The organism is Streptomyces sp. RLA012 (assembly GCF_056270325.1).
This window is the reverse complement of sequence record NZ_JBWDPA010000002.1, coordinates 4,180,900-4,204,921: the sequence shown is the minus strand read 5'-3', so window position 1 is coordinate 4,204,921 and position 24,022 is coordinate 4,180,900. Positions and strand designations below refer to the sequence as shown.

At 70.3% G+C, this 24,022-nt stretch carries 28 protein-coding genes and 1 pseudogene; 21 read left to right on the top strand and 8 right to left on the bottom strand.

Features of this window, described 5'->3' with window-relative positions; translation table 11 throughout:
- Positions 1 to 257: 257 nt before the first annotated feature.
- The 4 genes from RV986_RS18940 to RV986_RS18925 all read right to left on the bottom strand — a co-directional run bounded on the left by RV986_RS18940 (position 258) and on the right by RV986_RS18925 (position 3,238).
- Positions 258 to 1,544, bottom strand: coding sequence for a hypothetical protein (locus tag RV986_RS18940; RefSeq protein ID WP_475918551.1), 1,287 nt, complete (start codon positions 1,542 to 1,544; stop codon positions 258 to 260).
- A gap of 56 nt (positions 1,545 to 1,600) precedes the next feature.
- Positions 1,601 to 2,116 (bottom strand): SigE family RNA polymerase sigma factor, encoded by a 516-nt coding sequence (locus tag RV986_RS18935; RefSeq protein ID WP_475918550.1) that lies wholly within the window; start codon positions 2,114 to 2,116, stop codon positions 1,601 to 1,603.
- Between the two features lie 67 nt (positions 2,117 to 2,183).
- A complete protein-coding gene (locus tag RV986_RS18930; protein WP_475918549.1) occupies positions 2,184 to 2,378 on the bottom strand; it encodes a hypothetical protein in 195 nt (64 codons plus the stop codon).
- An 8-nt stretch (positions 2,379 to 2,386) separates the two neighbouring features.
- Positions 2,387 to 3,238 carry a helix-turn-helix domain-containing protein gene (locus RV986_RS18925; RefSeq protein WP_475918548.1) on the bottom strand — a complete coding sequence of 284 codons (852 nt, stop codon included), beginning with the start codon at positions 3,236 to 3,238 and terminating at the stop codon, positions 2,387 to 2,389.
- Positions 3,239 to 3,426: 188 nt separating this feature from the next.
- On the opposite strand from RV986_RS18925, the gene RV986_RS18920 reads away from it, so the two are divergent.
- Positions 3,427 to 3,912: an ATP-binding protein gene (locus RV986_RS18920; RefSeq protein ID WP_475918547.1), complete on the top strand. Its 486-nt coding sequence runs from the start codon at positions 3,427 to 3,429 to the stop codon at positions 3,910 to 3,912.
- Positions 3,913 to 4,006: 94 nt separating this feature from the next.
- On the opposite strand, the pseudogene RV986_RS18915 reads toward RV986_RS18920, so the two are convergent.
- Positions 4,007 to 5,715 (bottom strand): annotated as a pseudogene (locus RV986_RS18915) (glycosyl hydrolase family 18 protein).
- 355 nt (positions 5,716 to 6,070) lie between these two features.
- Here RV986_RS18915 and RV986_RS18910 point away from each other — a divergent pair.
- From RV986_RS18910 to RV986_RS18850, 13 genes are all read left to right on the top strand, one after another.
- Positions 6,071 to 6,946 carry a hypothetical protein gene (locus tag RV986_RS18910; RefSeq protein WP_475918546.1) on the top strand — a complete coding sequence of 292 codons (876 nt, stop codon included), beginning with the start codon at positions 6,071 to 6,073 and terminating at the stop codon, positions 6,944 to 6,946.
- 208 nt (positions 6,947 to 7,154) lie between these two features.
- Positions 7,155 to 7,868: a Flp pilus assembly protein CpaB gene (gene cpaB / locus RV986_RS18905; protein WP_475918545.1), complete on the top strand. Its 714-nt coding sequence runs from the start codon at positions 7,155 to 7,157 to the stop codon at positions 7,866 to 7,868.
- A gap of 213 nt (positions 7,869 to 8,081) precedes the next feature.
- Positions 8,082 to 9,698 (top strand): CpaE/TadZ family protein, encoded by a 1,617-nt coding sequence (locus tag RV986_RS18900; protein ID WP_475924326.1) that lies wholly within the window; start codon positions 8,082 to 8,084, stop codon positions 9,696 to 9,698.
- Positions 9,695 to 10,069 carry a TadE/TadG family type IV pilus assembly protein gene (locus RV986_RS18895; RefSeq protein WP_475918544.1) on the top strand — a complete coding sequence of 125 codons (375 nt, stop codon included), beginning with the start codon at positions 9,695 to 9,697 and terminating at the stop codon, positions 10,067 to 10,069. Before RV986_RS18900 ends, RV986_RS18895 begins: the two co-directional genes overlap by 4 nt.
- A gap of 132 nt (positions 10,070 to 10,201) precedes the next feature.
- Positions 10,202 to 11,542: a CpaF family protein gene (locus RV986_RS18890; RefSeq protein WP_475918543.1), complete on the top strand. Its 1,341-nt coding sequence runs from the start codon at positions 10,202 to 10,204 to the stop codon at positions 11,540 to 11,542.
- 28 nt (positions 11,543 to 11,570) lie between these two features.
- Positions 11,571 to 12,512 carry a type II secretion system F family protein gene (locus RV986_RS18885; protein ID WP_475918542.1) on the top strand — a complete coding sequence of 314 codons (942 nt, stop codon included), beginning with the start codon at positions 11,571 to 11,573 and terminating at the stop codon, positions 12,510 to 12,512.
- A gap of 16 nt (positions 12,513 to 12,528) precedes the next feature.
- The gene (locus RV986_RS18880; protein ID WP_475918541.1) at positions 12,529 to 13,419 is read left to right on the top strand and encodes a DUF5936 domain-containing protein; all 891 of its coding nucleotides are present in this window, start codon (positions 12,529 to 12,531) and stop codon (positions 13,417 to 13,419) included.
- On the top strand, positions 13,419 to 14,939 hold the full coding sequence (locus RV986_RS18875) for a sensor histidine kinase (RefSeq protein ID WP_475918540.1): 1,521 nt from the start codon (positions 13,419 to 13,421) through the stop codon (positions 14,937 to 14,939). The genes RV986_RS18880 and RV986_RS18875 overlap by 1 nt, the downstream gene beginning before the upstream one ends.
- A complete protein-coding gene (locus tag RV986_RS18870; RefSeq protein WP_475918539.1) occupies positions 14,932 to 15,663 on the top strand; it encodes a response regulator in 732 nt (243 codons plus the stop codon). The genes RV986_RS18875 and RV986_RS18870 overlap by 8 nt, the downstream gene beginning before the upstream one ends.
- Positions 15,664 to 15,765: 102 nt before the next feature.
- On the top strand, positions 15,766 to 15,972 hold the full coding sequence (locus RV986_RS18865; RefSeq protein WP_475918538.1) for a hypothetical protein: 207 nt from the start codon (positions 15,766 to 15,768) through the stop codon (positions 15,970 to 15,972).
- Positions 15,969 to 16,577, top strand: coding sequence for a pilus assembly protein TadG-related protein (locus RV986_RS18860; protein ID WP_475924325.1), 609 nt, complete (start codon positions 15,969 to 15,971; stop codon positions 16,575 to 16,577). The genes RV986_RS18865 and RV986_RS18860 overlap by 4 nt, the downstream gene beginning before the upstream one ends.
- Before the next feature lie 15 nt (positions 16,578 to 16,592).
- Positions 16,593 to 17,189 carry a hypothetical protein gene (locus RV986_RS18855; RefSeq protein WP_475918537.1) on the top strand — a complete coding sequence of 199 codons (597 nt, stop codon included), beginning with the start codon at positions 16,593 to 16,595 and terminating at the stop codon, positions 17,187 to 17,189.
- Between the two features lie 2 nt (positions 17,190 to 17,191).
- Positions 17,192 to 17,839 carry an OmpA family protein gene (locus RV986_RS18850; protein WP_475918536.1) on the top strand — a complete coding sequence of 216 codons (648 nt, stop codon included), beginning with the start codon at positions 17,192 to 17,194 and terminating at the stop codon, positions 17,837 to 17,839.
- A gap of 4 nt (positions 17,840 to 17,843) precedes the next feature.
- Here the strand turns inward: RV986_RS18850 and RV986_RS18845 are convergent, their stop codons facing one another.
- A complete protein-coding gene (locus RV986_RS18845; RefSeq protein ID WP_475924324.1) occupies positions 17,844 to 18,149 on the bottom strand; it encodes a type II toxin-antitoxin system YoeB family toxin in 306 nt (101 codons plus the stop codon).
- The gene (locus RV986_RS18840; protein WP_475918535.1) at positions 18,146 to 18,373 is read right to left on the bottom strand and encodes a GntR family transcriptional regulator; all 228 of its coding nucleotides are present in this window, start codon (positions 18,371 to 18,373) and stop codon (positions 18,146 to 18,148) included. The genes RV986_RS18845 and RV986_RS18840 overlap by 4 nt, the downstream gene beginning before the upstream one ends.
- A gap of 164 nt (positions 18,374 to 18,537) precedes the next feature.
- Here RV986_RS18840 and RV986_RS18835 point away from each other — a divergent pair, with 164 nt between their 5' ends.
- The 7 genes from RV986_RS18835 (at position 18,538) to RV986_RS18805 (ending at position 22,941) form a co-directional block, all read left to right on the top strand.
- On the top strand, positions 18,538 to 18,834 hold the full coding sequence (locus tag RV986_RS18835) for a hypothetical protein (RefSeq protein ID WP_475918534.1): 297 nt from the start codon (positions 18,538 to 18,540) through the stop codon (positions 18,832 to 18,834).
- Positions 18,835 to 19,342: 508 nt separating this feature from the next.
- Positions 19,343 to 19,717, top strand: a complete 375-nt coding sequence (locus RV986_RS18830) for a type II toxin-antitoxin system RelE/ParE family toxin (protein ID WP_475918533.1) — start codon at positions 19,343 to 19,345, stop codon at positions 19,715 to 19,717.
- A complete protein-coding gene (locus RV986_RS18825; RefSeq protein WP_475918532.1) occupies positions 19,714 to 20,025 on the top strand; it encodes a helix-turn-helix domain-containing protein in 312 nt (103 codons plus the stop codon). Before RV986_RS18830 ends, RV986_RS18825 begins: the two co-directional genes overlap by 4 nt.
- Before the next feature lie 368 nt (positions 20,026 to 20,393).
- The gene (locus RV986_RS18820; protein ID WP_475918531.1) at positions 20,394 to 20,960 is read left to right on the top strand and encodes a dihydrofolate reductase family protein; all 567 of its coding nucleotides are present in this window, start codon (positions 20,394 to 20,396) and stop codon (positions 20,958 to 20,960) included.
- Between the two features lie 8 nt (positions 20,961 to 20,968).
- A complete protein-coding gene (locus tag RV986_RS18815; RefSeq protein WP_475918530.1) occupies positions 20,969 to 21,859 on the top strand; it encodes an LLM class flavin-dependent oxidoreductase in 891 nt (296 codons plus the stop codon).
- Positions 21,860 to 21,895: 36 nt separating this feature from the next.
- Positions 21,896 to 22,177 (top strand): cytidine/deoxycytidylate deaminase family protein, encoded by a 282-nt coding sequence (locus RV986_RS18810; protein WP_475918529.1) that lies wholly within the window; start codon positions 21,896 to 21,898, stop codon positions 22,175 to 22,177.
- Positions 22,174 to 22,941, top strand: coding sequence for a class I SAM-dependent methyltransferase (locus tag RV986_RS18805; RefSeq protein WP_475918528.1), 768 nt, complete (start codon positions 22,174 to 22,176; stop codon positions 22,939 to 22,941). Before RV986_RS18810 ends, RV986_RS18805 begins: the two co-directional genes overlap by 4 nt.
- A gap of 324 nt (positions 22,942 to 23,265) precedes the next feature.
- Here the strand turns inward: RV986_RS18805 and RV986_RS18800 are convergent, their stop codons facing one another.
- The gene (locus tag RV986_RS18800; RefSeq protein WP_475918527.1) at positions 23,266 to 23,601 is read right to left on the bottom strand and encodes a DUF192 domain-containing protein; all 336 of its coding nucleotides are present in this window, start codon (positions 23,599 to 23,601) and stop codon (positions 23,266 to 23,268) included.
- Between the last annotated feature and the right edge of the window lie 421 nt (positions 23,602 to 24,022).

The window sequence follows — 24,022 nt, the reverse complement described above, 5'->3', positions numbered from 1 at the left end:
AAGAGCCGGTGGCGGGAATCGGCCGCGTACGTGGTCGTGGCTGTGGGCGCGGGCGTGACTCGGGCCCCGCCGACAGGTGCGGATGCTGTTGGCCAACCCGGTTGGCCACGCCGGCTCCGTGGCATGTGTGCCGGAAACCGTGAACACTAGATCGATCTAGTGTTCACGGTTTCCGGGGAGAGTGGTCCCTCCGGCGGATTTGCCAACAGGGTCAGGTGCGGCCGGCGGGGCCCGGGTCGTGCGCGCGGCGAGGGATCTCAGCTCAGGCCGCGCCACTTCGCGCTGAGGGCGATCGTCCTGAGCTGCTTCAGCGTGAGCGCGGGGGTGGCGCGCGTCGCGGCCGTCTCCTGGCTGCCGGAGTTGAAGGCGCTGACCACCACGCGGAACCCGTCGGTCCTGATGGTGTCGGCGGTCCACATGACGACCCCTGAGCCGCCCTTCTCTCCCGGCTCCTTGCGCGTGACGACCTTCGTGCCGTCCGGCAGCGTCTGGGTGCCCGGCCCGAAGAGCTGGTCCTCGACGTCCGACATGTTCGGCTGCACATTGATCTGGACGAGGCTCTTCCCCTTGCCGTCGTCGACGACGACGTACGCGTACTCGCCGCTTCCGTCGTCGCTCTTCGAGACCACCTCGACGCCCTTGGGGAGCAGGGAGACCAGCGCCGACCCGATCGCGGCGCCGCCGATGCCCGTGGGCTGTGCCGGAGCGGTCGTCAGGGCGGTCGTCGGGGCCTTGGGCTCCACCGGGATCGCGTCGACGACGTCACGCCACGTGCCGGCCGTGACGAGTGTCCTCAACTGCGCGGTGGACAACGGGGGTTCGGCCCTGCTGACCGGGGCACCTTTCTCCGCCGCGGCGTTCCACTCGCTCACGCTGACGTGCTGCCCCTCGGGGGTCACGAGGTCCGCCGTCCACAGCTTCGTGTCCACGCGGCGGTCCGGGTACTCGTAACCCTGGAAGAGCTTGAGCGCCGAGCCGTCGGGCAGCCTGGTCGTGGCACAGCTGTCGTACGGCGTCAGCGTCTTGTCCGGGCACGCGGTGGTCTGGCGGGTCTGCTCGCCGCCCGGTACGACCCGGTCGAGGCCGACGGCGACGACCGCCTCGCCCTTGCCGTCGTCGTAGACGACCTGCGCGTACGGCGGCAGCTGCGCGTCCGTGCCGCGGGCTTCCGCCTTGCTGAACTCCCCTTTGGGGAGGAGCTTCTTCAGCATGCCGACCAGTTCGTCGCCGGAGAACGACGGCTTGGGGGCGGCGGAGACGGTGGGGGTCTTCGCGCCGGTGGCCACGGACCGCTGTCCGCCCCCGTCGCCGGGCACGAGCAGCGCCCCGCCGAAGCCCACGAGCGCGATCGAGGCCGCGCCGGCCACGACGGCGGCCCTGCGCCGCCGTAGCAGTAGTCTGCGGCCGCGCAGTTCGCCGTCGGCGACCAGGGCGAGCCGGTCGGTCTCGTAGGCCCCGCCGGCCTGGTGCAGGGCCTCGCCGAACCGCTCCTCGAAGCGGTCCTGGTGGTCGTCGTGGTCGTGGTCGTGCCTGTCAACGGGCATGGCGAACCACCCTCTCTGCTCTCCGTAAGGGCTGTCTGTAGGTCGTCGGCGCCGGGTCAGGGTCTGGCGTGCTCGCCGAGGGAGTCGCCGAGCAGGGCGCGCAGCCTGGCGAGGGCGCGGGTGCTGCGGGTGCGTACGGCGGCCGAGCTGGCGTTCATGGCCTCGGCGGTCTCCTCGATGCTGCGGTCCTCCCAGTAGCGCAGCACGACCACGGCCCGGTCCTTGGCGGACAGCCGGCCGAGCGCCTCGACCAGGGTCAGCCGCAGGGGGGTGTCGGCCTCGGCCGTGTGCGGGTCGGGGAGGTCGGGGAACACGTCCGTGGCGCGTTCCCTGCTGCTGTGGCGCCGCTGGTGGGCGAGGAAGGTACGGGTGAGGACGGTCTGGGCGTACCCGGCGGGGTTGCCGACGCGGGACACCCGGTGCCAGCGGAGGTACAGGCGACCGAGGGTCTCCTGTACCAGGTCCTCGGCAAGATGGGTGTCCCCGCCGGTGAGCAGGCAGGCGGAGCGGTAGAGATGCCCCGCCCGCGCCGCCGCGAACTCGGTGTAACCGTCCGCCCGGCCCTGTCTCATACCGCCCCCCGTTGTCCCCCGCACCGCCGCCCTCACTCCATTGATGCGGTGGCCCCACGAAAATGTTTCAGAGCAGGTGGTCGGCCTTGCCGTCTTTGATGCCGAGGATGAGGGTGCGGAGGGCTTCGCGGGTGTCGGTCAGGTGGTGGTCTTCGGCTCCGGCTATGGCGATGTAGGCGTTGCCGTGGTCGTCGGTGCCGAGGCGGAAGCAGTTGTTGCCCTCGCCGCAGAACGGGTCTTCCCAGGCGATGTGGTCGGTCACGACGTCTCCTACAGTTCGTGGGCGATCTGTTGGATGAGGTCGCGTGACGCTGCTGGGGTCATCGCCGCACCGTCCATCCAGTCCAGATGGGAACGGTACTTCGTGAGCTGAGCCTCGGCATGGGTGAATTCCGGTCCGTGGGCCGAGTCCAGTTGCACGGTGTCCAGCGGGGGCACGGCCCCGTCCGCGAAGAGCACCGCGTGTCCCGCGCCGGGGAACCCGCCCTTGGATGTGGGGATCACACGGACCTCGATGTTCTCTCGCTCGGACTGGGCGCCCAGATGACTGAGTTGCTGCCGGGTCGCTTGCGCCCCGCCGTACGGCATACGCAGGGCCGCTTCATGGACGTAGGCGACGTACGGGAGCGGGTCCGGCCGCTCGAAGACCTGCTGGCGTTCCATCCGATGTGCGACCCGGAGTTCGACCTCGAGCCGGGTCAGCGGCGGCAGGACGGCGGCGAAGATCGCTCGGGCGTATTCCTCGGTCTGGAGCAGCCCTGGCGCGTGCATGACCTGAGCGGTCCGGACACGAGTGGCGTGCCACTCCAGCTCCGCGATGTCCAGGAGCCCGGAGGGCAGCGTGCCCCGATGACGCTCCCACCAGCCGCGCTCCTTTCCGTCTGCCATGGCCACCAGGGCTTCGACATAACCCTCGTCCGTGCAGGCGTAGTTGCATGCGAGGGTGCGGACGCGCTCGGGCGAGAAGGGGCGGATGCCCGACTCCATGTTGGACAGCCGTGTCCTGTCGATGCCGAGAAGACCCGCCGCGTACTCCGTGGTGGCTCCCGCCGCCAGGCGCATCTTGCGCAGCTCGGCACCGAGACGCTTCTGCCGTTCCGTCGGGGTGGTTCTGGTTGCCATGGCGACAGTCTGCCTGCGTCTGGCGGGACAGGTCCACGCCCTAAGGGGGTAATTATCCCCAAGGTGATGGACATAGTGACTCCGTAATCCCTACATTCGGTAACGCGCCAGCCACTCTTGGCAGTTGGAAGTGCATCGCAAGCCTCTGCCCGCGACAAGCCACCGCTGCCCTCCCCCCAGGAGGATCGATGTCCCCATGCCCCCTCGCGACCGCCCACCCCGCTGACCCCGCCCGGCCCAGCCCCGAAACCCTCGCCTACAGCCTCACTCTCCCGGCGGCGCTGGCCAGCCCGGCGCTCGCGAGAGCGGCCGCGCGTGCGTTCCTGACCGCGCATGACCTGCACGACATCATGGACGCGGCACTGCAGGCGGTCGGTGAACTGACGGCGGCAGCATGTCAGTTCACCGACTCCCCCGACTTCTACCTGTCGCTTCGCTACCGGGGTGGCGCGTTCCGCGTGACCGTCTATGACCGTCACCCCCGCCACACCCACCCCCGCTTGACCGCGGCCTGCGACACCCGTCGCCGCGCGGCCCTGCGGGTCCTGGCCTGCGTGTGCCGGGCCTGCGACGGCGACTGGGGCTTCGGGGAGTCGCGGGAGCCGGGCGGCGGAACGCGGATGTGGGCGACGCTGCCGCGGGCGAGCGCGGCAGCGTACCTCACGGGTGGTTGAGCCTCAGGTCCTCAGGTCCTCAGGTCCTCAGGTCCTCAGGTCCTCAGGTCCTCAGGTCCTCAGCTCCTCAGCTCCTCAGCTCCTCCTCAAATCCTCAGAGTCCGTGTACGTGCGGGCCCACCGAGTTCGACCACGCGTTGCCCGCCGCCGCGTCCCAGTTCGTCGACCAGGTCATCGCGCCGCGCAGGTCGGGGTAGGTCTTGGAGGGCTTGATGGAACCGCAGTTGGTGGCCTTCGTCAGGCAGTCCAGCGCGTTGTTCACCACCGTCGGAGACACATAGCCGCTGCCCGCGCCGCTCGTCGAGGCCGGCAGGCCCAGGCCCACCTGGGACGGGGCGAGGCCGCCCTGGAGCTGGATGCAGGCGAGGGCGGTGAGGAAGTCGACCGAGCCCTGGCTGTAGACCTTGCCGTCGCAGCCGAGCATCGAACCGCTGTTGTAGTACTGCATGTTGACGACCGTCAGGATGTCCTTGATGTTCAGGGCGGTCTGGAAGTACGCGTTCGACGTGGACTGCATGTCGATCGTCTGCGGGGCCATGGTGATGACCAGGGACGAGCCCGCCTTTGACGACAGCGACCGCAGCGCCTGCGTCATGTACGTCGCGTTGAGGCCGTTCTCCAGGTCGATGTCGACGCCGTCGAAGCCGTACGTCTGCATCAGGGAATAGACGGAGTTCGCGAAGTTCGCCGCGGACGTCGAGTCGTTGATGGACACCGTGCCGTTCTGGCCGCCGATGGAGATGATGACCTTCTTGCCCGCGGCCTGCTTGGCCTTGATGTCCGCCTTGAACTGGTCGACGGTGTAGCCGCCGAGCCCGGCCGAGTCGAGGGTGAAGGCGACCCAGCCGGGCATGGTGTGTGGCGTCACTTGTTGAAGTTCTGCCATTGGCGCTCCCGCCCGTGTGCGCACGGACGGTTCCTACCGCTCCACGCGAAGGAGCCTCGGTGGTTTCCTGCTTCACAGGTCGGCGCCGGGACGAGTCCCGGACTTACCCAGCCTCCACAGGCGTTTTACGTCTCCGCCTCCTCGGGCATCTCAGCCCGAGGTTTCCGCCCAGCGGCGACAGCGGTCACGTAATCACGCAGAGTGCCTGCGTGATTACGAATCCGCTGTCGCTGAAGTCCTTGCCGCCGCCGTCACCTTCGTGCCGGCCCGGTAGACGTTGTAGCCCGTCGCGCCCGACACCGTGTTCCGGGAGAGGGAGACGGAGGAGGAGGTGGTGGAGGAGACCGCCAGGCCGGCCGGCGCCGCCGGGATCGTCGGGGCCGGGTCGCCGCCTCCGCCGCCGTCGGGGCCGAACACCGAGAGGTCGTCGGCGTAGTAGGGGGCCTGGCCGTACCACCCGTGCGTGTAGACCGTCACCGAGGTCGTTGACGCGCCCGTGGTGAAGGTGGTCGAGAGCTGTTTCCAGGAGCTGGAGTCGGGCGTCCAGGTCGAGACGTCCGTGGTGCCCGTGCCCGTCACGCCCAGGTAGGCGTACCCGCCCTGCAGCCACGCGCTCAGCGTGTACGTCGAGTTGGGCTTGACCGCGACGGATGTGTGCACTGGGCGTTGTCCTGCCCGGCGGGCGTGCCCTTGAGCGCGGCCGAGCCGCCGTGCACCGGCGAGGAGACGGTCGTACCGCTGCCTGCGGTGCACGTCCAGTTGCTCAGGGCCGACTCGTAGCCGCCGTTCTTGGCGTTGTTGACGTCCGCGGCCTGGGCCTGGCCGGCCAGGCCGGTGAGGGAGAGGACGGCGGCGGTGACGGCGGCGGCCAGGGCGACCGCCCCTCTTCGTGCGGGCGTGCGTGTGACGCGGTCCACGGGGTCCTCCGGGAAGGTGGGGGAGGTGTGGGGGGATGGGGCATGGGGGAATGAGGGAGGGGTGCGGAACGGTGGCCACCGTCGATGTACAAGTTGGTCCAGACCAATTGGGCTGTCAAGACCTCCGGCGGTCTTCGGGGTCCGCCGAGTTCGCCAACGCCCCCACGGAGTGGGCGACTTGTGGCATATTCGCCTCACTCTCCGTTGATCAAGCCGTACCTTCCGTGAGTTGATCTGGAAGATTCGGTGTTGAGGCGGCCATGCCGTGGATATGGTGCTGATGCAAGAGGACGTCACAGGGGCCATCTGAGGCGGTGGTCGACCACCCCGCCACAGTGAACGGGGTGTGTGCAGCGTGCCGACCGCGATAGCCGTCACCAGTCCCGATCTGGTGCTCCCGCCGCACGACCGGCAGACTCCGCCCGCCGTGGTCCAGCCCCTCGAAAGTCTCGAAAGCTCCCTCACCGGCATGCACGCGCTCATCGAGCAGCACGGGTACGTCATCTCGCTCTACCCGGCGTCGGTCGAGGGGGCGGTCACCCAGCGGCTGCACACCGTCCGCTCCGTCCTGGAGAGCGACCGCATCGCGCTGCTCGGCGTCGATCTGCCGCCGCTCGGCGTGGCGTTGCTGGCCCAGCAGCTGCGGCAGCTGTCCGTCTGCGACTTCAGCCCCGGCGTGCTCGCCTCCTCCGCCCGGCTGCTCGCCCACTACATCTACGCCGGCGCCCTGCTCGGCTCGGTCGCCAAGCTGGACCGGGTCCCGGTCACACTGAAGTCGCACGCCAAGTCGTGGGTGCCGGGCGCCCAGTTCGCCGTACTGGCCAATCCGCGGCCGCAGCTCGTGCGGATCGGGCAGGACGAGCTCGCCGGGCCCGAGTTCAGCACCCGGCTGCTGGTCGCCGCGGGCCAGCCGCCCTCCGACTGGGTCACGGCGACCCTCGCGCCCGACTGGCGCGTGCAGGGCGTCGTGACCGTACCGCTGCCGGAGGAGTCGGCGCGCTGGTGGGGCACCACCAAGCTGGCCGAGTTCGCCGCCGGGCTGTACGACGTCTCCGTGCTCTACCAGCTCGTGTCGTCCGTACGACGGGAGGAGTGCCACTGGTGCGGTCTCGAACTCATCGGTGACCGCTGCGGGTTCTGTGCCGCACCGCTGTCCCCGCCTCCTGAGCTTCCGGTGGCCACTGTGCGGGCAGCATCCTCAGTACGCGCCCTGCCCCGAGGCGCCACGTAGGGCACGTCCGTACGGCCGAGCAACACGCCGAACATCACACCGAGCACCAGCGACCTTCTGAACAGCGCACCGAATGCCACATCGAACAACACGCCGAACGACCTGCCGAACGACCTGCTGAACGCCCCGCTGAACGACCCGCCGAACAACACCAGGCACGACCGCTCGACCCCGCCGTCCCCGCCCCACGATCGAGGTTGTCCGCGTCATGAACTCACGCCAGCGCCGCGGCGTCATCCTGTTGGTCCTCTCGGTCCTGTGCGCCCTGGGCGCCTTCGCCGGGGTGCTCTCGGTGATCCGCGACGTGAACTCCAAGGTCGGCCCGGAGGTCGCGGCGTACCGCCTGAAGAGCGACATCGCGCCCTACAAAGAGCTCTCGGCCGACCAGTTCCAGAAGATCTCGATGCCCGAGCGGTGGCTGTCGTCCACCGCTGTCACCAGCCTCACCCAGATCCGCGGGAAGATCGCCGTCACCCGGCTGGAGAAGGGCTCCCTGCTCCAGACCGACATGATCGTGAACCGGCCCGAGCTGACGGCCGGGCAGCAGGAGATCGCGATCATGATCGACGCCGCGACCGGAGTGGCCGGAAAGATCGACCCGGGCTCCCGCGTCAACATCTACGCCACCTTCAAGGCCGAGAACGGCAAGGGCATCGACCAGTCCAAGCTCATCGTCGAGAACGCCCGCGTCATCGACGTCGGCAAGCTCACCGCCCTCGACCCCGGCCAGTCCAGCTCCGACCGCCGCAACAGCGCGACCCAGGCCGTGCCCATCACCTTCGCGCTCGACACCGCGGACGCCCAGCGCGTCGCCTACGCCGAGTCGTTCGCCGAGCATGTCCGCCTCGCCCTGGTCGCGGGCGGCTCCGACGCGACCGTCGCCCCCGGCGACCGCACGTACACCCTCGACGAGGACAAGTAGGAGGCCGCGCATGAGGTCCACGCCCAAGGGGCTGTGCCGATGGCCGCGCACGAGGTCGACGGCGACGGGGCCGCGCCGATGGCCGCCCACCGGGCGGACGGCGACGGAGCCGCGCCGAGGGCCGTCCATGACGTCGACGGCCGCGGCGACGGCGGCGATGGCGGCGACGGCTGCGGCGATGGCGGCGACGGCTGCGGCGACGGGGCCGTGCCGATGACCGTCCGCATCCTCCCGGCCGTCGGCGACGTCGACTCGGCCCGCGCGCTCACCACCCTGCTGAGCCAGCTCGCCGACGCCGAACCGGCGCCGCCCGTCCCCGACTCCACCGCGCTCCTCGACACCCTCGCCCGGCTCGCCGCGGAGTCCTTGGACGAGCTGCCCGAGGTCGTCCTCGTCCATGAACGCATAGGCCCCGTCCCGGCCCTGGACCTGATCCGGGACCTGGTGATGCGCTTCCCGGCGGTCGGTGTCGTCCTCATCACCGCCGACACCGGCAACGGCGTCCTCACCGCCGCCATGGACTCCGGCGCCCGCGGCATCATCGGCCTGCCCCTGAGCTACGACGCCCTCGCCGAACGCGTCCAGGCCGCCGCCGGCTGGTCGCTCGGCATGCGTCGCCACCTCGGCGGCAGCACGCCCGAGCTGTACGCGGGCCCCGGCGGCACCGTCGTCACGGTCACCGGCGCCAAGGGCGGCGTCGGCGCGACCGTGACCGCGGTCCAACTCGCCCTGGCCGCCAGGGCGTCGGGACACGACGTGGCGCTGGTGGACCTCGACCTCCAGTCCGGGGACGTGGCGTCCTACCTGGATGTGCAGTTCCGCAGGTCGATCGCCGACCTCGCCGGAATCAGCGACATCAACCCCCGCGTCCTGCAGGACGCCGTCTACATCCACGACAGCGGAGTGGGCCTGCTGCTGGCTCCGGCCGAGGGCGAACGCGGCGAGGAGGTCACCGACCGGGTCACCCGCCAGGTCCTGTCCGCCCTGCGCTCCCGCCACGACGTCGTGGTCGTCGACTGCGGCGCCCAGATGAACTCCGCGACCGCCGCGGCCGTCGAGATGGCCGACCGGGCGCTGCTTCTCGTCACCCCCGACGTCGTCGCCGTGCGCGCCGCCAAACGCATGGTCCGCATGTGGGACCGCCTCCAGATCCGCAAGGCGGAGGAGACGACCACGGTCGTCAACCGGTTCGCGCGCGGTACGGAGATCCAGCCCTCCCTGGTCGAACGCGTCACCGGCACCAAGGTCGCCCGCACCCCCGTCCCCGCCGCCTTCAAGGAACTCCAGTCCGTCGTCGACGCGGGACGCCTGCAGGACCTGGACGCCCGCTCGACGGTCAAGCAGGCGTTGTGGGCGCTGGCGGGGGAGCTCGGGCTGGTGGTCGCCCAGGAGACCGGCGGTGGTGGCGGCAGGCGTCGCAAGGCCTCCTCGGACCGGGGCGCGCTGCGGCGCCGGGGCGGCGACCGGGGAGCCGTGACTCTGGAGTTCGCGGGCATGTTCCCGATCCTGCTCGTCGTGATGACGATCCTGTGGCAGTGCGTGCTGTACGGCTACTCGTACTCGTTGGCCGGGAACGCGGCGGACGAGGCGGCGCGGGCGGCGACGGCTGCGTACGCGGTCGACGGTGACGTCGACGGGGCGTGCGCGGCGGCGGGGAACAGGCACCTGCCCGGCGCCTGGAGGGGCGCCACGATCGACTGCGCCCCGGCGGGCTCGGTCATGAAGGCCGGCGTCGACGTCGACGTGCCCCTGTTCTTCCCCGGCTTCGACGCCGGGTGGCGCGTGCACGGGGACGCGGGCGCCGCGCTGGAGGGGGTCGACAACGGATGAGGCCCTTCCCGAAGAGGCCGAGGCGTCGGCTCCGTGACGACCGGGGCGTCTCCATGCTGGAGTTCGCCGGGTTCCTGCCCATCCTGCTCGTCATCGGGATGGCCGCCATCCAGCTCGGTCTCATCGGGTACGGCATCAACCAGGCCGGGACGGGGGCGCGGGCGGCGGCACGGGTCGCCTCGCAGGAGGGCGACGGCGCGGGCGCGGCGGCCGGACAGGCCGCCGTCAGCGGCTGGCTCGACCCGGAGGTGACACCCGCCGAGGGACCCGACCTCACCACGGCGACGGTCACCGTGCGAGTCCCCGGAGTCATCCCTCTCCTGGGCCCCTACACCGTGACCCGCCGCGCCACCATGCCCACCGACGACTGACCCGTACAGCCGACGTACAGCCGACGTACAGCCGACATAAAGCCGACGTAAAGCCGACCCGTACGACCGAACCGACGAACGACCGAACCGACGAACGACCGAACCGACGAACGACCGGGAGGAGCTGAACCCATGAGCCTGCGCAGCCGACTCTCCACCCCCGACGAGTCAGGGCCCGCCCGCGAGGACGGACACCTCGTCGCCGTCTACCGCGCCAAGCTCCTGGAGGAGATCGACCTCGCCGAGATGTCGAGCCTGGCGGCAGCCGAACGGCGGGTACGCCTGGAGCGCGTACTCGGCCACATCATCAGCCGCGAAGGCCCGGTCCTCTCCTCCGCCGAACGCTCCCAGCTGATCCGCAGGGTCGTCGACGAGGCCCTCGGGCTCGGCGTCCTCGAACCGCTCCTCGCCGACGCGTCGATCACCGAGATCATGGTCAACGGGCCGGACTCCATCTTCGTGGAGCGCGCGGGACGGGTCGAACAGCTCCCCCTCCGCTTCGCCTCCAACGAACAGCTCATGCAGACCATCGAGCGCATCGTCTCCACGGTCAACCGGCGCGTCGACGAGTCCAACCCCATGGTCGACGCCCGCCTCCCCACCGGCGAGCGTGTCAACGTCATCATCCCGCCGCTCGCCCTCACCGGGCCCACCCTCACCATCCGCCGCTTCCCCCGCGCGTACACCCTCCCCGAACTCATCGACCTCGGCTCGCTCGACGAGCAGATGCTCATGCTGCTCGCGGCCTTCGTACGGGCCCGCTTCAACCTCATCGTCAGCGGCGGCACCGGCAGCGGGAAGACGACCCTCCTCAACGCCCTCTCCGGCCTGATCCCCTCCCACGAACGCATCATCACCATCGAGGACTCGGCCGAACTCCAGCTCCAGCAGGAACACGTCATCCGCCTGGAGTCCCGGCCCCCGAACGTCGAGGGCAAGGGCCACATCACCATCCGTGACCTGGTCCGCAACTCCCTCCGTATGCGACCCGACCGCATCATCGTCGGTGAGGTCCGCGGCGGCGAGACCCTCGACATGCTGCAGGCCATGTCGACCGGCCACGACGGCTCGCTCGCCACGGTCCACGCGAACTCCGCCGAGGACGCCCTCATGAGGCTCCAGACCCTCGGCTCGATGTCCGAGGTCCAGATCCCCTTCGAGGCGCTGAGGGACCAGATCAACTCGGCGGTCGACGTCGTCGTCCAGCTCTCCCGGCACGCCGACGGCTCCCGCAAGGTCACCGAGATCGCGCTGCTGATCTCGCACGGCCGCCAACAGTTCCGGGTCATCCCCGTGACCCGTTTCGTGCCCCGCCCGGTCGGGCCCGACCGCGTCGTGCACGGCCGCTTCGAACACCTCCCGCTGCCCCGTCCGGTCGCCGAGAAGCTGTACGTCGCCAACGAGTCGCTGCCGCCCGCCTTCGGCGTCGCCGAGGTGCTCGACCCGCTCGACACGAGGCAGGCCATCGGATGACCAGCCCCGCCCCCGAAGGGAGGCAGCCATGAAGGACCCCACACTCCTCGCCCTCGGCGCCACCGTCCTGTGCGGCACCCTCGCCGTCGCGGGCGTCCACACCTACGCCTCGGGCCGCGCCCAGCGTCAGGCGCTCGTCGACCGCCTCGCCGGTGGCGGCCCCCTGCGCACCGCGGCCGGCCGGGTACGCCGTTTCGCCGCGATCGACCGCCGACTGCGCCGCACCCGCCTGGGCCGCACCATCCATCTGCGTCTGTCGGCGACGGGCCTGGACGTGACGGCGGGCGAGTTCGCCACCTACGTCACCGCCCTCGTCGTCGCGCTGTGGCTGCTCGCGGCGTCGCTGCTCGCTCCGTTCTTCGGCCCGATCGCGGGGCTCGTCGGTGTCTGGAGCGCGGCGATCTTCCTCAACTGGCAGCGCCAGAAACGCATCGAGGCCTTCATCAACCAACTTCCCGACGTGGCACGCCTGCTGGCCAACGCCACCGCCGCCGGACTGGCCCTGCGTACGGCACTCGCGATGGCGGCGGAGGAGCTCGAAGCACCCGCGGGCGAGGAACTCGCACATGTGGCACACCAGTTGACGATGGGCCGGAGCATCGACGACGCCCTCGGCGAGCTCTCCGAACGCCTCCCCTCCCGCGAGCTGATCGTCCTTGTCACGACCCTGGTCCTCGCCAACAAGGCGGGCGGCTCGGTCGTCAGCTCGCTGCGCAACCTCACCCAGACCCTGGAGGACCGCAAGGAGACCCGCCGCGAGGTCCGCACCATGCTCTCCGAGGTCAACGCCACGGCCTTCACCGTCCCGATGCTCGGCCTGGGCTCGCTGCTCCTGATCAACTCCTCGAACGAGGGCGCCCTCGCCCGTGTCACCGGCTCCGGCCTCGGCCAGGCGCTCGTTCTGATCTCGCTCGCCCTCTACACCGTCGGCTTCTTCGTCATCCGCCGTCTCGGCAAGATCGAAGTCTGAGGGAGGAGGGGTTACGTTGCTCGCGTTGCTGCTCGCCCTGCTGACGGCCGGGGCCGTCGCGGGCGCCCTGCTGGGCATCCGTATGATCCGCGCCGACGCCAAACTCCCCAGCGACCTCGCGCTCGCCCTGGAGGTCGGCGGAACCCGGGTCTCCGCGGCGGAGTCCGCCGTCGACCGCCTCGGCATGCGCTTCGCGCCCACCGTGCTGCGGCTGATGGGCCCGCGCCGCGTGGACGCCAAGCGCCGCCGCATAGACATGGCGGGCAACCCCGGCGGTCTGACCCTCAACCGCTACGCCGCCCGCCGCGCGGTGTACGGCGTCTTCGGCGTCCTGTTGGGCCTCATCTTCCTCTCGAACGGCCACCCCCTTCTCGCCGTCCTCACGCTGGCCTTCGGGCTGTCCGCCGCCGACGCCCTCATCTGGCAGGCCGTCCGCGAACGCAAGGAGGTCATCGACCGCACCCTCCCGGATTTTCTGGATGTGCTGGCGGTCGTGGTCTCGGCGGGCCTCGGCTTCCGCCAGGCCCTGGACCGGGTGGCGGAGAAGTACGAGGGCCCGTGGGCGGACGAGCTGCGCATCACGCTCCGCCAGATGGACATGGGCGTCAGCCGCCGCCAGGCCTTCGACGAACTGCGCAAGCGCAACTCCTCCGAGCAGGTGGCCCAGTTCGTCTCGGCGCTGCAGCAGGGCGAGGAGCTGGGTTCCCCGATCGCCGAGACCCTCATCCAGCTGGCCACGGACATGCGCCGGACCGACGCCCAGAACGCCCGCCGCCGCGCGGCCAAGACCATCCCCAAGGCGACGATGGTCACCCTCGTCTTCATGCTCCCGGCGACGATGATCCTGATCGCCACCGGCATGTTCCTGGGGTCGGGCACGAACTTCGGCTCGATCCTGGGCCGCTGATGAACAGCCGCCGTACGCCGTTGCCCTGGCTGTCACAGCTCTTGCCGTGGCCGTGGCCGTGGCCGTGGCCGTGGCCGTGGCAGGGGCAGGGGCAGGGGCAGGGGCAGGGGCAGGGGTCGGGATCGGGGTGGGCGTGGGCGTGGGCACGGCGGCACCCGGCCGCCACCGACTCGGGCGGCGGCCTCCACGGCGCGACCACGGGCCGGCCCCCGGAGGACGGCGCGGGTGCCGACGCCGGCTATCTGGCCGACGACGCCCCGCCCCCGGGAAGCGTCCGCCTCCAGCTCAACGCCCTGCAGGCCCTCTGCCGCCAGGCCTTCGCCGTCCGTCTCGCCGCGATCGCGATCGGCGCCCCGTTCGCGATGACCAACACCACGGACGGCCCGCCCCACTACACCGTCCTCGCCGCCGCCGTCCTCGGCGTCATGGGCTCGTACGCCATGCTCAGGGACTGGGACCGCTTCGGCCCCCGCCTCCTCGCACACCCCACCCTGATGGCGGTGGACCTGACCTTCGGCGCGGTCCTGCTCCTGACGGCGTCCCCCGCGTCGCCCCTCGCGTACGCGACGGTGTGCACCCCGCTGCTCGCGGGCCTGCTGTACGGCTGGCGCGGCTCCGGCATCTTCACGGGGCTGCAGCTGATCGTCCTGGTGACGGTGTACAGGGCCTGGCAGCACCACCCCGGAGCCGGCGCCAACACCCTTCTCGTCGCGGGCTTCTGCGTCGGCGCGGGCGTCATCGGCGTCACCCTCCGAAACCTGATGTTCCGCTTCGGTACGGCGAGCCAGGCGCTGTCGGAGGCGAACTCACGCCTCGCGGTAGCCGAGGCCGTGGAGTCCGAACGGGCCCGCCTGGCCCGCGAGATGCACGACTCGGTCGCGAAGACCCTGCACGGCCTGGCCCTGGCGGCGGAGGCCCTGGCCGCCTCGGCCTCCTCGGAGAACTCGGACCCGCGCACGCTGGGACAGCAGGCGACGATCGTCGCGGGCGCGGCCCGCAGGGCGGCGAAGGAGTCCCGCGACCTGCTGTCGGACCTGCGCCGCCACACCGACCTCACGACCCCCGACATGGACGTCTTCGCCGAACTCACCTCACGTGCGGGCGATTTCGAGTCCCGCACGCACCTCGCGACATCGGTCCGACACCGGGGCGGGCGCCCGATCCTCCCCTACGCCATCGCCCACCACGTCCTGGCGATCGTGTCCGAGGCACTGGAGAACGCGTACCGCCACGCGGGTGCGACGGGGGTGACGGTGGAACTCGACGTGTCGGGGGCCGCCTTCACCGTACGGGTGCAGGACGACGGAATCGGTCTGCCGCCCGCTGTCGTGCTCGACGACCTGACCAGAACCGGCCACTTCGGTCTGCTCGGCATGGCGGAGCGAGCCGCCTCGCTCGGCGGCCGTGTCGACCTGGGCCGCGCCCCGCGAGGCGGTGCGGAGGTCCATCTGACCCTCCCGCTCCGCTCCGCCGTCCCCCACCCTCCCCACACCCCCCAAGAGGAGGCCGCACATGCCTGACCAGGCACTTTCCGGCCCGAACCTCCGCGTGCTCGTGGCCGACGACAACCCCGTCGTGCGGGCCGGCCTGACCGCGCTGCTCGGCGGCCACCCGGACATCGAGGTCGTCGCACAGGCCGCCGACGGCGAGCAGGCCCTCAGGTCCGCGACCCGCCTGCGCCCGGACGTCGTCCTCCTGGACGTCCGCATGCCCGGCACGGACGGGCTCACGGCCCTGCCGGGCCTGGCCCGCCTCGCCCCCGTGATGATGCTGACGTACAGCCGTGAACCCGAGGTCGTGGCCGAGGCGTTGCGCCGCGGCGCGGTCGGCTATCTCGTCCACGGCGAGTTCACGGCCGCCGAACTGATCTCCGCCGTGCGCGAGATGAGCCGGGCGAGGGCCACTGTCCCGGATTCACTCGGTGTTTCGTACGAACCGAACCAATTCTCTTCGCATCTGCAACCATCTATGGCACAGTCGTCAAAGGGTCGCCCCGGCTACCCGGCAAGGCTTCGCCGTCGTGTGCCCGACCGGCTCAACTTCGACCTGAGTTCGAGGGAGGTGGAGGTGATGGACCTCATCGCCGCCGGCATGAACAACCGTCAGATCGCCGCCGCCTGCTTCATCAGCGAGAAGACCGTCAAGAACCACATCAACCGCATCTTCGCAAAGCTGCACAGTTCTTCGCGCAGCGAAGCGATCGCCCACTGGCTGGGCACGGCACGGGAGGGGTGGAGCCGATGACTCCACCCATCGGAAGTTGGGCCCCTGGGCCCACCCGGAGTAGGCGTGCTCTCACGTACGGTGCTCAGGTCGGTAGTTGCGTCGCGCGGGAGGGCAGTGACGATGAACAGGTTCGACAGGTGGAAGCGGACTGTTGTCTCCCGGATGCGGGGCGAGAGGCGGGACGCGGGGGCCGGGTTCGTGGAGTACGCGGGCCTGATGATCATCATCGCGGGGATCTTCACACTGATCGACCAGATCGGCCTGGACGGGTTGATCTCGAATGCGATTCGGACGGCCGTCACCCAGGTGACCGGCGGTGGTGGCTGAGCCGACCGGTCCGCAGTGACCGAGGGCAGACCCTCCCCATCTACATCTGGCTGACGGGGATTCTGCTCTTCGCTGCGCTCGCCTTCTTCGTCTTCGCCCAAGCAGCGTCCGCCCGGAACGGAGCACAATCCGCGGCGGACGCTGCGGCGTTGGCGGCCGCACAGGACGCCCGTGACGAGTTGATGACCAACCTGGGCGACGCCATCGGCCAGGAGGACAACTGGCTGGACTGGCTCGACGGCGTGCAGGACCCGGAGGGGACGGGGGCCGCCGCCGCAGCTCAGCAGCTGGCTGCCGAGAACGACTCGACTGTCCAGGGCGGAGCCCAACCCACCGAAGTGGACGGCTATCCCGGATACCGGGTCGACATCCAGACCAACTACACGGTCGGCAAGTCGATCATTCCCGGTACGGAGGACAGACGGGCCACGGCTCATGCCGTCGCCGTCATCCAGCCGCGCTGTGACTTCGACCCGGCCGCGGATCCCCAGAAACCCGTTGAGCTGGACTGTGACGGCCAGACCGTCGACATCGACCCCGGAAATTTCGATCCGGTCGACCTTCCGGACGCGTCCGTGCTGTTCTCTGTGCATCTGGCCGAGTGAGAGGAAGCCGTACCGATGGATCTCCGGCACACCATGAAGGGCCGACGCGCACTGGCCGCGGTGGCCATCACGACTGGGTTGCTCCTCACGGTGTCCGGTTGCGGCGGGGGAGACGGCGGCGATAAGCCGAACGGGGCTTCCTCCTCCTCCCAGTCGAGCAAGAGCGACAGCGGAAGCAAGCCCCAGGCGTCTCAGACGCAGAGCCAGGAGGCGGCACTGGCGGAGGTGAAGGGCGGCGACATCACACTCACCATCACCTCGGCCGTCCGTGACCAGGGCGACTATGTGACCGTGAGCGGCAAGGTGACCAACGGCGGCGGTCAGTTCTGGATCGCGTCGAACTGGCGGGGCGATGAGCGGGAGTTGAGCGGAAACGGCGCATCCCTGGCCGGAGCGTCCCTGATCGACAGCAAGGGCAAGAAGAAGTACCTCGTCCTGCGCGACACCCAAGGGCGCTGCCTCTGCACGAAGTTCGACGGCGGAGGCGTGGAAGCGGGCCAGTCGGCCGACTGGTTCGCCCAGTTCCCCGCCCCCCCAACCGACACCACCACCGTCGACTTCCAAGTCGGCTCCATGCCCCCCGCCTCCATCACGATCTCCGAGGGCGAGTAGCCATGGCCCTCCCACCCCGTACCGCCGCGACGACGCTCACGGCCCTCGCCGTCCTGGTCGCGCTGGGCCTCACCGGCGGCCCGGCGCACGCCGACGGCACCGACCCCAGCGCGCCGCCGGGCAGTGTCACCACCTCCCCGCCCCCCGAGGTGGACGCCAACAGCCCGGGCCTGAAGCTCGCCGACGGCGCCACGCTCGCGCCGGCCAAGGTGCTGGACATCAAGTCGGTGGTGGAGGACCTCGGCGGTGAGGAGCGGCGCGAGGACACCAACTCGGACGTGACGTTCGCGTTGCAGGCCGAGGTGCTCTTCCCCAAGGACAGTTCGAAGCTGAATCCCGATGCCCGTTCCCGTATCGACGCGATCGCGGACGAGATCAAGGCGCAGAACGCGACGACGGTCAGGGTCTTCGGCTTCACCGACAACCTCGGCTCGTACGCCCACGGTCTGCTCCTCTCCAAGCGGCGCGCGGAAATCGTCCACGACGAGCTCGCGGCGGCGCTCGGCTCGACGGACGTGACCTTCGAGGTGCGCGGCTACAGCGAGGACTACCCGATCGCGGACAACACCTCGGAACAGGGCCGCCGGAAGAACCGCCGCGTGGAGGTGACGTTCCCGAGGGGCGCGACGGCAGGCTCCAACGCAAGCTGAGGCCCTATTCGTAGTGGTAGCGGGCTTGGAGCACGATTACCTCGTCGTTCCGGGGCAGGTACACCAGCCGGTGTTGATCGGTGATGCGCCCGGGACCAGGCCCCGGCCTGCGCGTGCTTGAGGGGCTCGGGCTTGCCGACGCCTCCGTAGGGGCACGGAGGGTGTCGTCGACGAGGCAGTTGGTGCGCTTACGAGCGGAGCAGCCGAGGGCGTCTCGGGGGAACGCAGTAGGTGGGCGGTCTCCCGAAGGCCCTCGTTGTTGCCGGAGTGCTCTGCGGGCATGCCCCTCACCCTCTCTTCTCGCACTTATCGTTCCGCGACGAAGGAGCCCATGCCTTGGGTCGTGATGATGAGGCCTTCTTCACGTAGAGCCGCAGTGGCTTTGCGCACCGTCACGCGGGCGACGCTGAACTCCTGCTCCAGCTTCACTTCCGAGATGAGTCCGCGCGCGGGGTACTCGCCGCTGGCGATCCTTGCCCGGACCACCTCTGCAATTTGCTGCCACTTGGGCCTCGTGGGGTCGAATTCGAACACAGGTGGACTGTACGTAGGGGCTGGGGGATAGGCATAGCAGGCCTCTTAAGCGCATAGCTATAGACAGGTGCTTACATGTGGACCTACGGTGAAGCAGAAGAAGACCCCCGCGACCGATTGGGACGGCCCGGGGGCATGGCCAACGCTGCTCTAGGAGCGTCAACATGCTGGACCTTACCGTCCGCACCCTCGCCTGGATGCTGAGCATCTGCACCCCACGCCCCCGAGGCCGCCACCGCTTAGGCGCGGTCCCGACGTTGTGCATCACACACGCCCCGCCGCCCCGCTTCACCGAACCGCTCGACGGCAGTGCGTCACACCTCGTACGTCCCTACGTCCTGGACCCGGCCGAACGCCGTCGCCGGCGCGAGCCCCGTCGCGCCGCCTACCTGGCAACCCTCGGCATCGACTTTGGCCCGGACCGCATCCACGGCGTACGCGTACCGGTGGCCGCCCGATGACGCGACCTGCCCTGCGGATGTGTGCCCGCTGTCAACGCACGACGGACGAACCCGTCCTGGTCCATGAAGTCCACGCCCCGACGGGCCCCGGCTTCAACGTGTACGCATGCCAGGAGTGCGCGGATCACTACCCGCCGATGACCGACGTACTGGAACTTCTGGAATCCACCCGCCACCGGTCACGACTCACCCTCCGCGTCTACAAAGTCGACGCGGAGGGTGCCGTCACCGAGGACCGAGGCAAGATCGAGATCCTGATCGGCGGCCGGGCTGACCCCGTACCGCCCACGTCGGCGTATCCGCCGTGCGGGTGCCGACGGTGTCGAGCGCGCCGACCATGACCACCTCCAAGCCGGGACACGGGGCATGCTCCCGCGTCCCGGCTTGGGCAGGACCAGCCTCAACGGTCCACGACCACCACGATCCGGTGATACCGCGGCGAAGCGGCCAGGTCCGCCGCAGGTACCCCCTGGAGATGGGACCGGACATCTGACGAGAACGGAACGCGATGCCAGAGCCGGATGGTGATTTCACGATCGAGCTGGAGCCAGAAGCGCGCGCATGGCTGGAGACGCTTTCCCCGCCCGACCACAGGGCCGCAGAAAGGTTCGCCGACCGACTCGCCGCCGAGGGCACGGCCCTGCCCTGTCCTCTCGCCAGTCATCTCGGTGACGGCCTTCGAGAACTCCGGATCGGCGCCATCCGCGTCACGTACTGGCTGGCGCCCGGCCGAAGGGCCGTCCTGCTGACCGTCTTCCGGAAGGCGAAGATGCGGGAGAACGAAGAGGTCCTGAGAGCGCAAAGGGTGCGGAAGTACTGCGAGGCCGAGCACCCGCCGGTGGCCGAGCACGACGTCAACAGTAGGGGCGAGGAGGCCCGATGATGAGCAGCGGATACCACACCAGCTGGAAAGTGCCGCCCGAGCACCGCGAGGACCCCGCTTACCGTGCCGCGGGACGCCGGATGGACTTCGCTCAAGCGGTCTACGACCGCCGTTCGGCTCTGGGCTGGAGCACGGCTCAGCTGGCGCACCGGGCCGGGATGTCCGAAGAGGACATCGAGTCCATCGAGGAGAGCGGGGTCGATCCAACCCTGGAGCTGATCGAGCAGTTGGCCACCGCCCTCGAATCGGGCGCCAGTATCGACCCGCGCACTTCCCCTGAGTTCCGCTTCGAGGAGCGCGCTGCCTGAGCGGCCGGGTGATGGGCAGATTCAGGCCAACGGGGATCAGGGCAGTACTGATGCTGTTGGCAAATCCGCCGAAGGGAACACTCTCGCCGGAAGCCGTGAGCACTAGATCGATCTAGTGTTCACGGTTTCCGGCACACGTGCCGCGGAGCCGACGTGGCCGACCGGGTTGGCCAACAGCATCAGTACTGCGCTGGGTGCCAGGGAGGCGGCCGGAATCTGCCAATCACCGTGCGGGACAGGGGGAGTGGCCGCCCCGACGCCGCTGCATTCCGGAGGGGCGACACGGTCCAGGCAGTCCTGGCCGACTGGCTGAGCCTCCTGTCACCATGCTCCCGGAACGGCCTGGCAACGACCCCGGCGAGGATGCGATGAGGAAGATCGTCCTGATGATGTCGGTGTCCCTGGATGGATTCATCGAGGGACCGCACCGCGAGATCGACTGGCACCGTGTCGACGCGGAGTTGCACCGCCACTTCAACGAGGAGATCAAGAAGCTCGGCGGCCTGCTGGACGGGCGGGTGACGCACGAGCTGATGGCGGAGTTCTGGCCGACAGCCGATCAGGACCCGGAGAGTACGGCCGAGGTGGCCGAGTTCGCCGGGATCTGGCGGGACCTGCCGAAGATCGTGTACTCCCGGACGCTGGAGCACGCCGACTGGAACACCACGATCGTGCGCGACGTCGTACCGGACGAGGTCAGGGCACTCAAGGAGCGGCCCGGCGGGGACCTCGGCCTCGGCGGCGCCGACCTCGCGGCCACGTTCCTGCGGCACGACCTGGTCGACGAGGTGCGGGTGTACGTCCATCCGGTGCTGATCGGCCGCGGCAAACCCCTGTTCCCCGAGTCGGACACCCCGACCGACCTGCGGCTCGTCGAGTCGCGGACCTTCGGCAACGGTGTCGTACTCCTGCGGTACGAGACCAGGAAGGCCTGACGACCCCCATGACCGTTCTCGGTGCCGTGTTCCGGCCCCAGCTGCCCCCCGAACGCCTGCGCGCCGTCGCACGCGCGGCCGACGAAGCGGGCCTGGAGGAGCTGTGGCTGTGGGAGGACTGTTTCCTCGAAGGGGGCATCTCGGCCGCGGCGGCCGCCCTCGCCTGGACCGAACGGGTGCGGATCGGCGTCGGTCTGCTGCCTGTCCCGCTGCGGAACGTCGCCGTCACCGCCATGGAGGCCGCCACACTGCACCGGATGTTCCCGGGGCGCGCGATCCTGGGCGTCGGCCACGGCGTACAGGACTGGATGGGACAGGTCGGAGCGCGGGCCGAGTCACCCGTGACGCTGCTGCGCGAGCACCTCGACGCGCTGCGCGCCCTGCTGCGGGGCGAGCGGGTCAGCACCGACGGCCGGTATGTGAAGCTCGACGGCGTCGCCCTCGACTGGCCGCCGACGGGGTCCTCCGAGGTCGCCGGGGTTCCCGAGGTGCTCGCCGGCGCCACCGGACCGCGTACGCTCCGGCTCTCCGGCGCCGCCGCGGACGGCACGGTCCTCACGGCCGCCACCGCACCGGACGGGGTACGGCGGGCGCGCGGACTCATCGACGAGGGGCGGAAGTCGGCGGGCCGCACCGACCACCACCGGGTCGTCGTCTACCTCCACACGGCCACCGGCCCCGACGCGGCCGCCCGGCTGCGCGCCGAGATCGCGGCGAACGGCGAGGACCCGGTGCCGGAACACGGCGTGGCGGGGGACGCGGCCGCGGTCGCCGAGGCCGTGCGGCGCCTCGCGGACGCCGGCGCCGACACCGTCGTCCTCCAGCCCACCGCCGACGAACCGGACCCCGAGGGCTTCGTACGGTTCGTGGCCGGAGAAGTACGGCCGCTCGTCGCGTAGATGTAGATGTAGATGTAGATGTAGATGTGGATGTGGATGACGAGTCTGCCGGGCGTTTGGCGCCTTCCCTTCGACCTCGCCCGGGAAGCCTTCCGCGCCGGCAGCCGCCCCGTCGGCGCCGTCCTCCTCGATGCCGAGGGCCGACCCGCCGCCACCGGCCGTAACCGCAGCCAGGAGTCCACCGCCCCGCCCGGCCAACTCGTCGGCACGGCCCCCGGTCCGGCCGGTGATCCCCCGGGCCGTCGTCCCGCCCGGGTCGGCGCTCCGCCGGAAAATCCCTCGCCCGTGCGGCGTCCCGTTGAGAAGATCCGCCCATGACCGCCGCCCGTACCTTCGAAGCCCTCGTCGCCGAGGCCGAGGCCGCGTCCGTCGACGGCTGGGACTTCTCCTGGTTCGAGGGCCGCGCCACCGAGGAGCGGCCTTCCTGGGGGTATGCGCGGGCCATGGGGGAGCGGCTCGCGCACGCGTCCGCCGCGCTCGACATCCAGACCGGCGGAGGCGAGGTCCTGGCCTCCGCCGCACGGCTGCCCCCGCTCACCGCCGCCACCGAGGGCTGGCCCCCGAACGTCGCCCGGGCCACCGCCCTGCTCCACCCGCGCGGCGCCGTGGTCGTCGCCTCCCCCGAGGACGCGCCGCTGCCCTTCGCGGCCGGCGCCTTCGACCTGGTCACCAGCCGGCACCCGGTCACGACGCACTGGGCCGAGATCGCCCGCGTCCTGCGCCCCGGCGGTACGTACTTCTCCCAGCAGGTCGGCCCCGCGAGCGTTGTCGAACTCGTCGAGTACTTCCTCGGGGAGCAGCCGCAGGACGTCAGGAACGGCCGTCACCCGGACCGTGCCCGCGCCGCCGCCGAGGCCGCCGGGCTCGACGTGGTCGACCTGCGCGCGGAGCGGCTGCGCATCGAGTTCCACGACATCGGAGCCGTCGTCCACTTCCTGCGCAAGGTGATCTGGATGGTCCCCGGCTTCACCGTCGACCGGTACCTTCCGCGGCTGCGCGCCCTGCACGAGCGGATCGAGGCGCAGGGGCCGTTCGTCGCCCACAGCACCCGCTTCCTGATCGAGGCGCGCAAGCCGGAGTAGCCGGAGTAGTACGGGTCCCCGGCCCGCGGTTCGGGGCGCGCCCCAGCGGGCGGGAGACGATTGACCGAAAATACCCTGATGCCGCCCACCATGTGTGAGATGTCCGTCCATATGTTGGAAGAACGGACGAACGGGCGAGCGGTGAACGCGTGAGTCAAGTGCGGCGCAAGTGCGGGGTTCCCACATCGTTATCGGAGGTGGCTCGCCCCGGCCGTTGGCCTCACGTAAGTTCAGACCAAGGTAATTCGCGTGAGCAAAGCTGCGCGTGTGGCACCGCGCAGTGGAGGGGGCTGCGCGGTGCTGCGCCCACCGCCTGAGGCGCTGTCACCGCTCGTGCATCGTGACCCGTACTCCGCGTCGCACACCCCACCGCTCCATGGACCCGGCCTCCGCCTCCAGGACGTACCGGGAGCGCGGGCGAGGTCGCCCCACCCGCCCCGGACGCATCGTCCGTACCGCGAGGACCCGGAACTTCCGGTCCAAATAGGCGACGTCGATCGCGAACCGCATCCCCAGGGTGTGCACCGCGCTCGCCGGGCCGAGCAGCAGAGCCCCGTCGACCCCGTCGCGCCCGAGCAGTCCACGGCGCCGGGCGCGCGCCGACTCGGCGACTTCCAGCGGCACCGGTTCGGGCGTCAGGGGTGTGCTGAACATGGCCATGGCTGCGAAGTTAGCGGCGCCGTCAAGCGGACGACCGCGAGACCCGTCACTCTCCCGGAGGACGCGGGGGTGAGTCGGGGAGGAAAAGCGCACCGGGGGCAAACCCTCTGGATCTCCCCGTTTACCTCTCCATTTCCTTTGAATCCGCTGTGATTCGGCCATGATCGCACCCTGAATGGGGGGTTCCGCGGCCACCGCGGCGTCGTCGGCCGGTTTCGGAGAGTAGTTGTGGCACGCCGATGCACGCAGCATCACTTACGAAGGGTTATGGTGAAACCCCCCCCCTCGGGCCGGTCCGTCTCCCCCCCACGGACCGGCCCGTTTTTTCTGCCCGCACACGCCGCCCCGCCGCCGTCCCGGCCTGCGCCCCCGTGCGCCCCCCTGGCCCCGCGGGACCGTCCCGGTAACTCAGCGCCGCTCG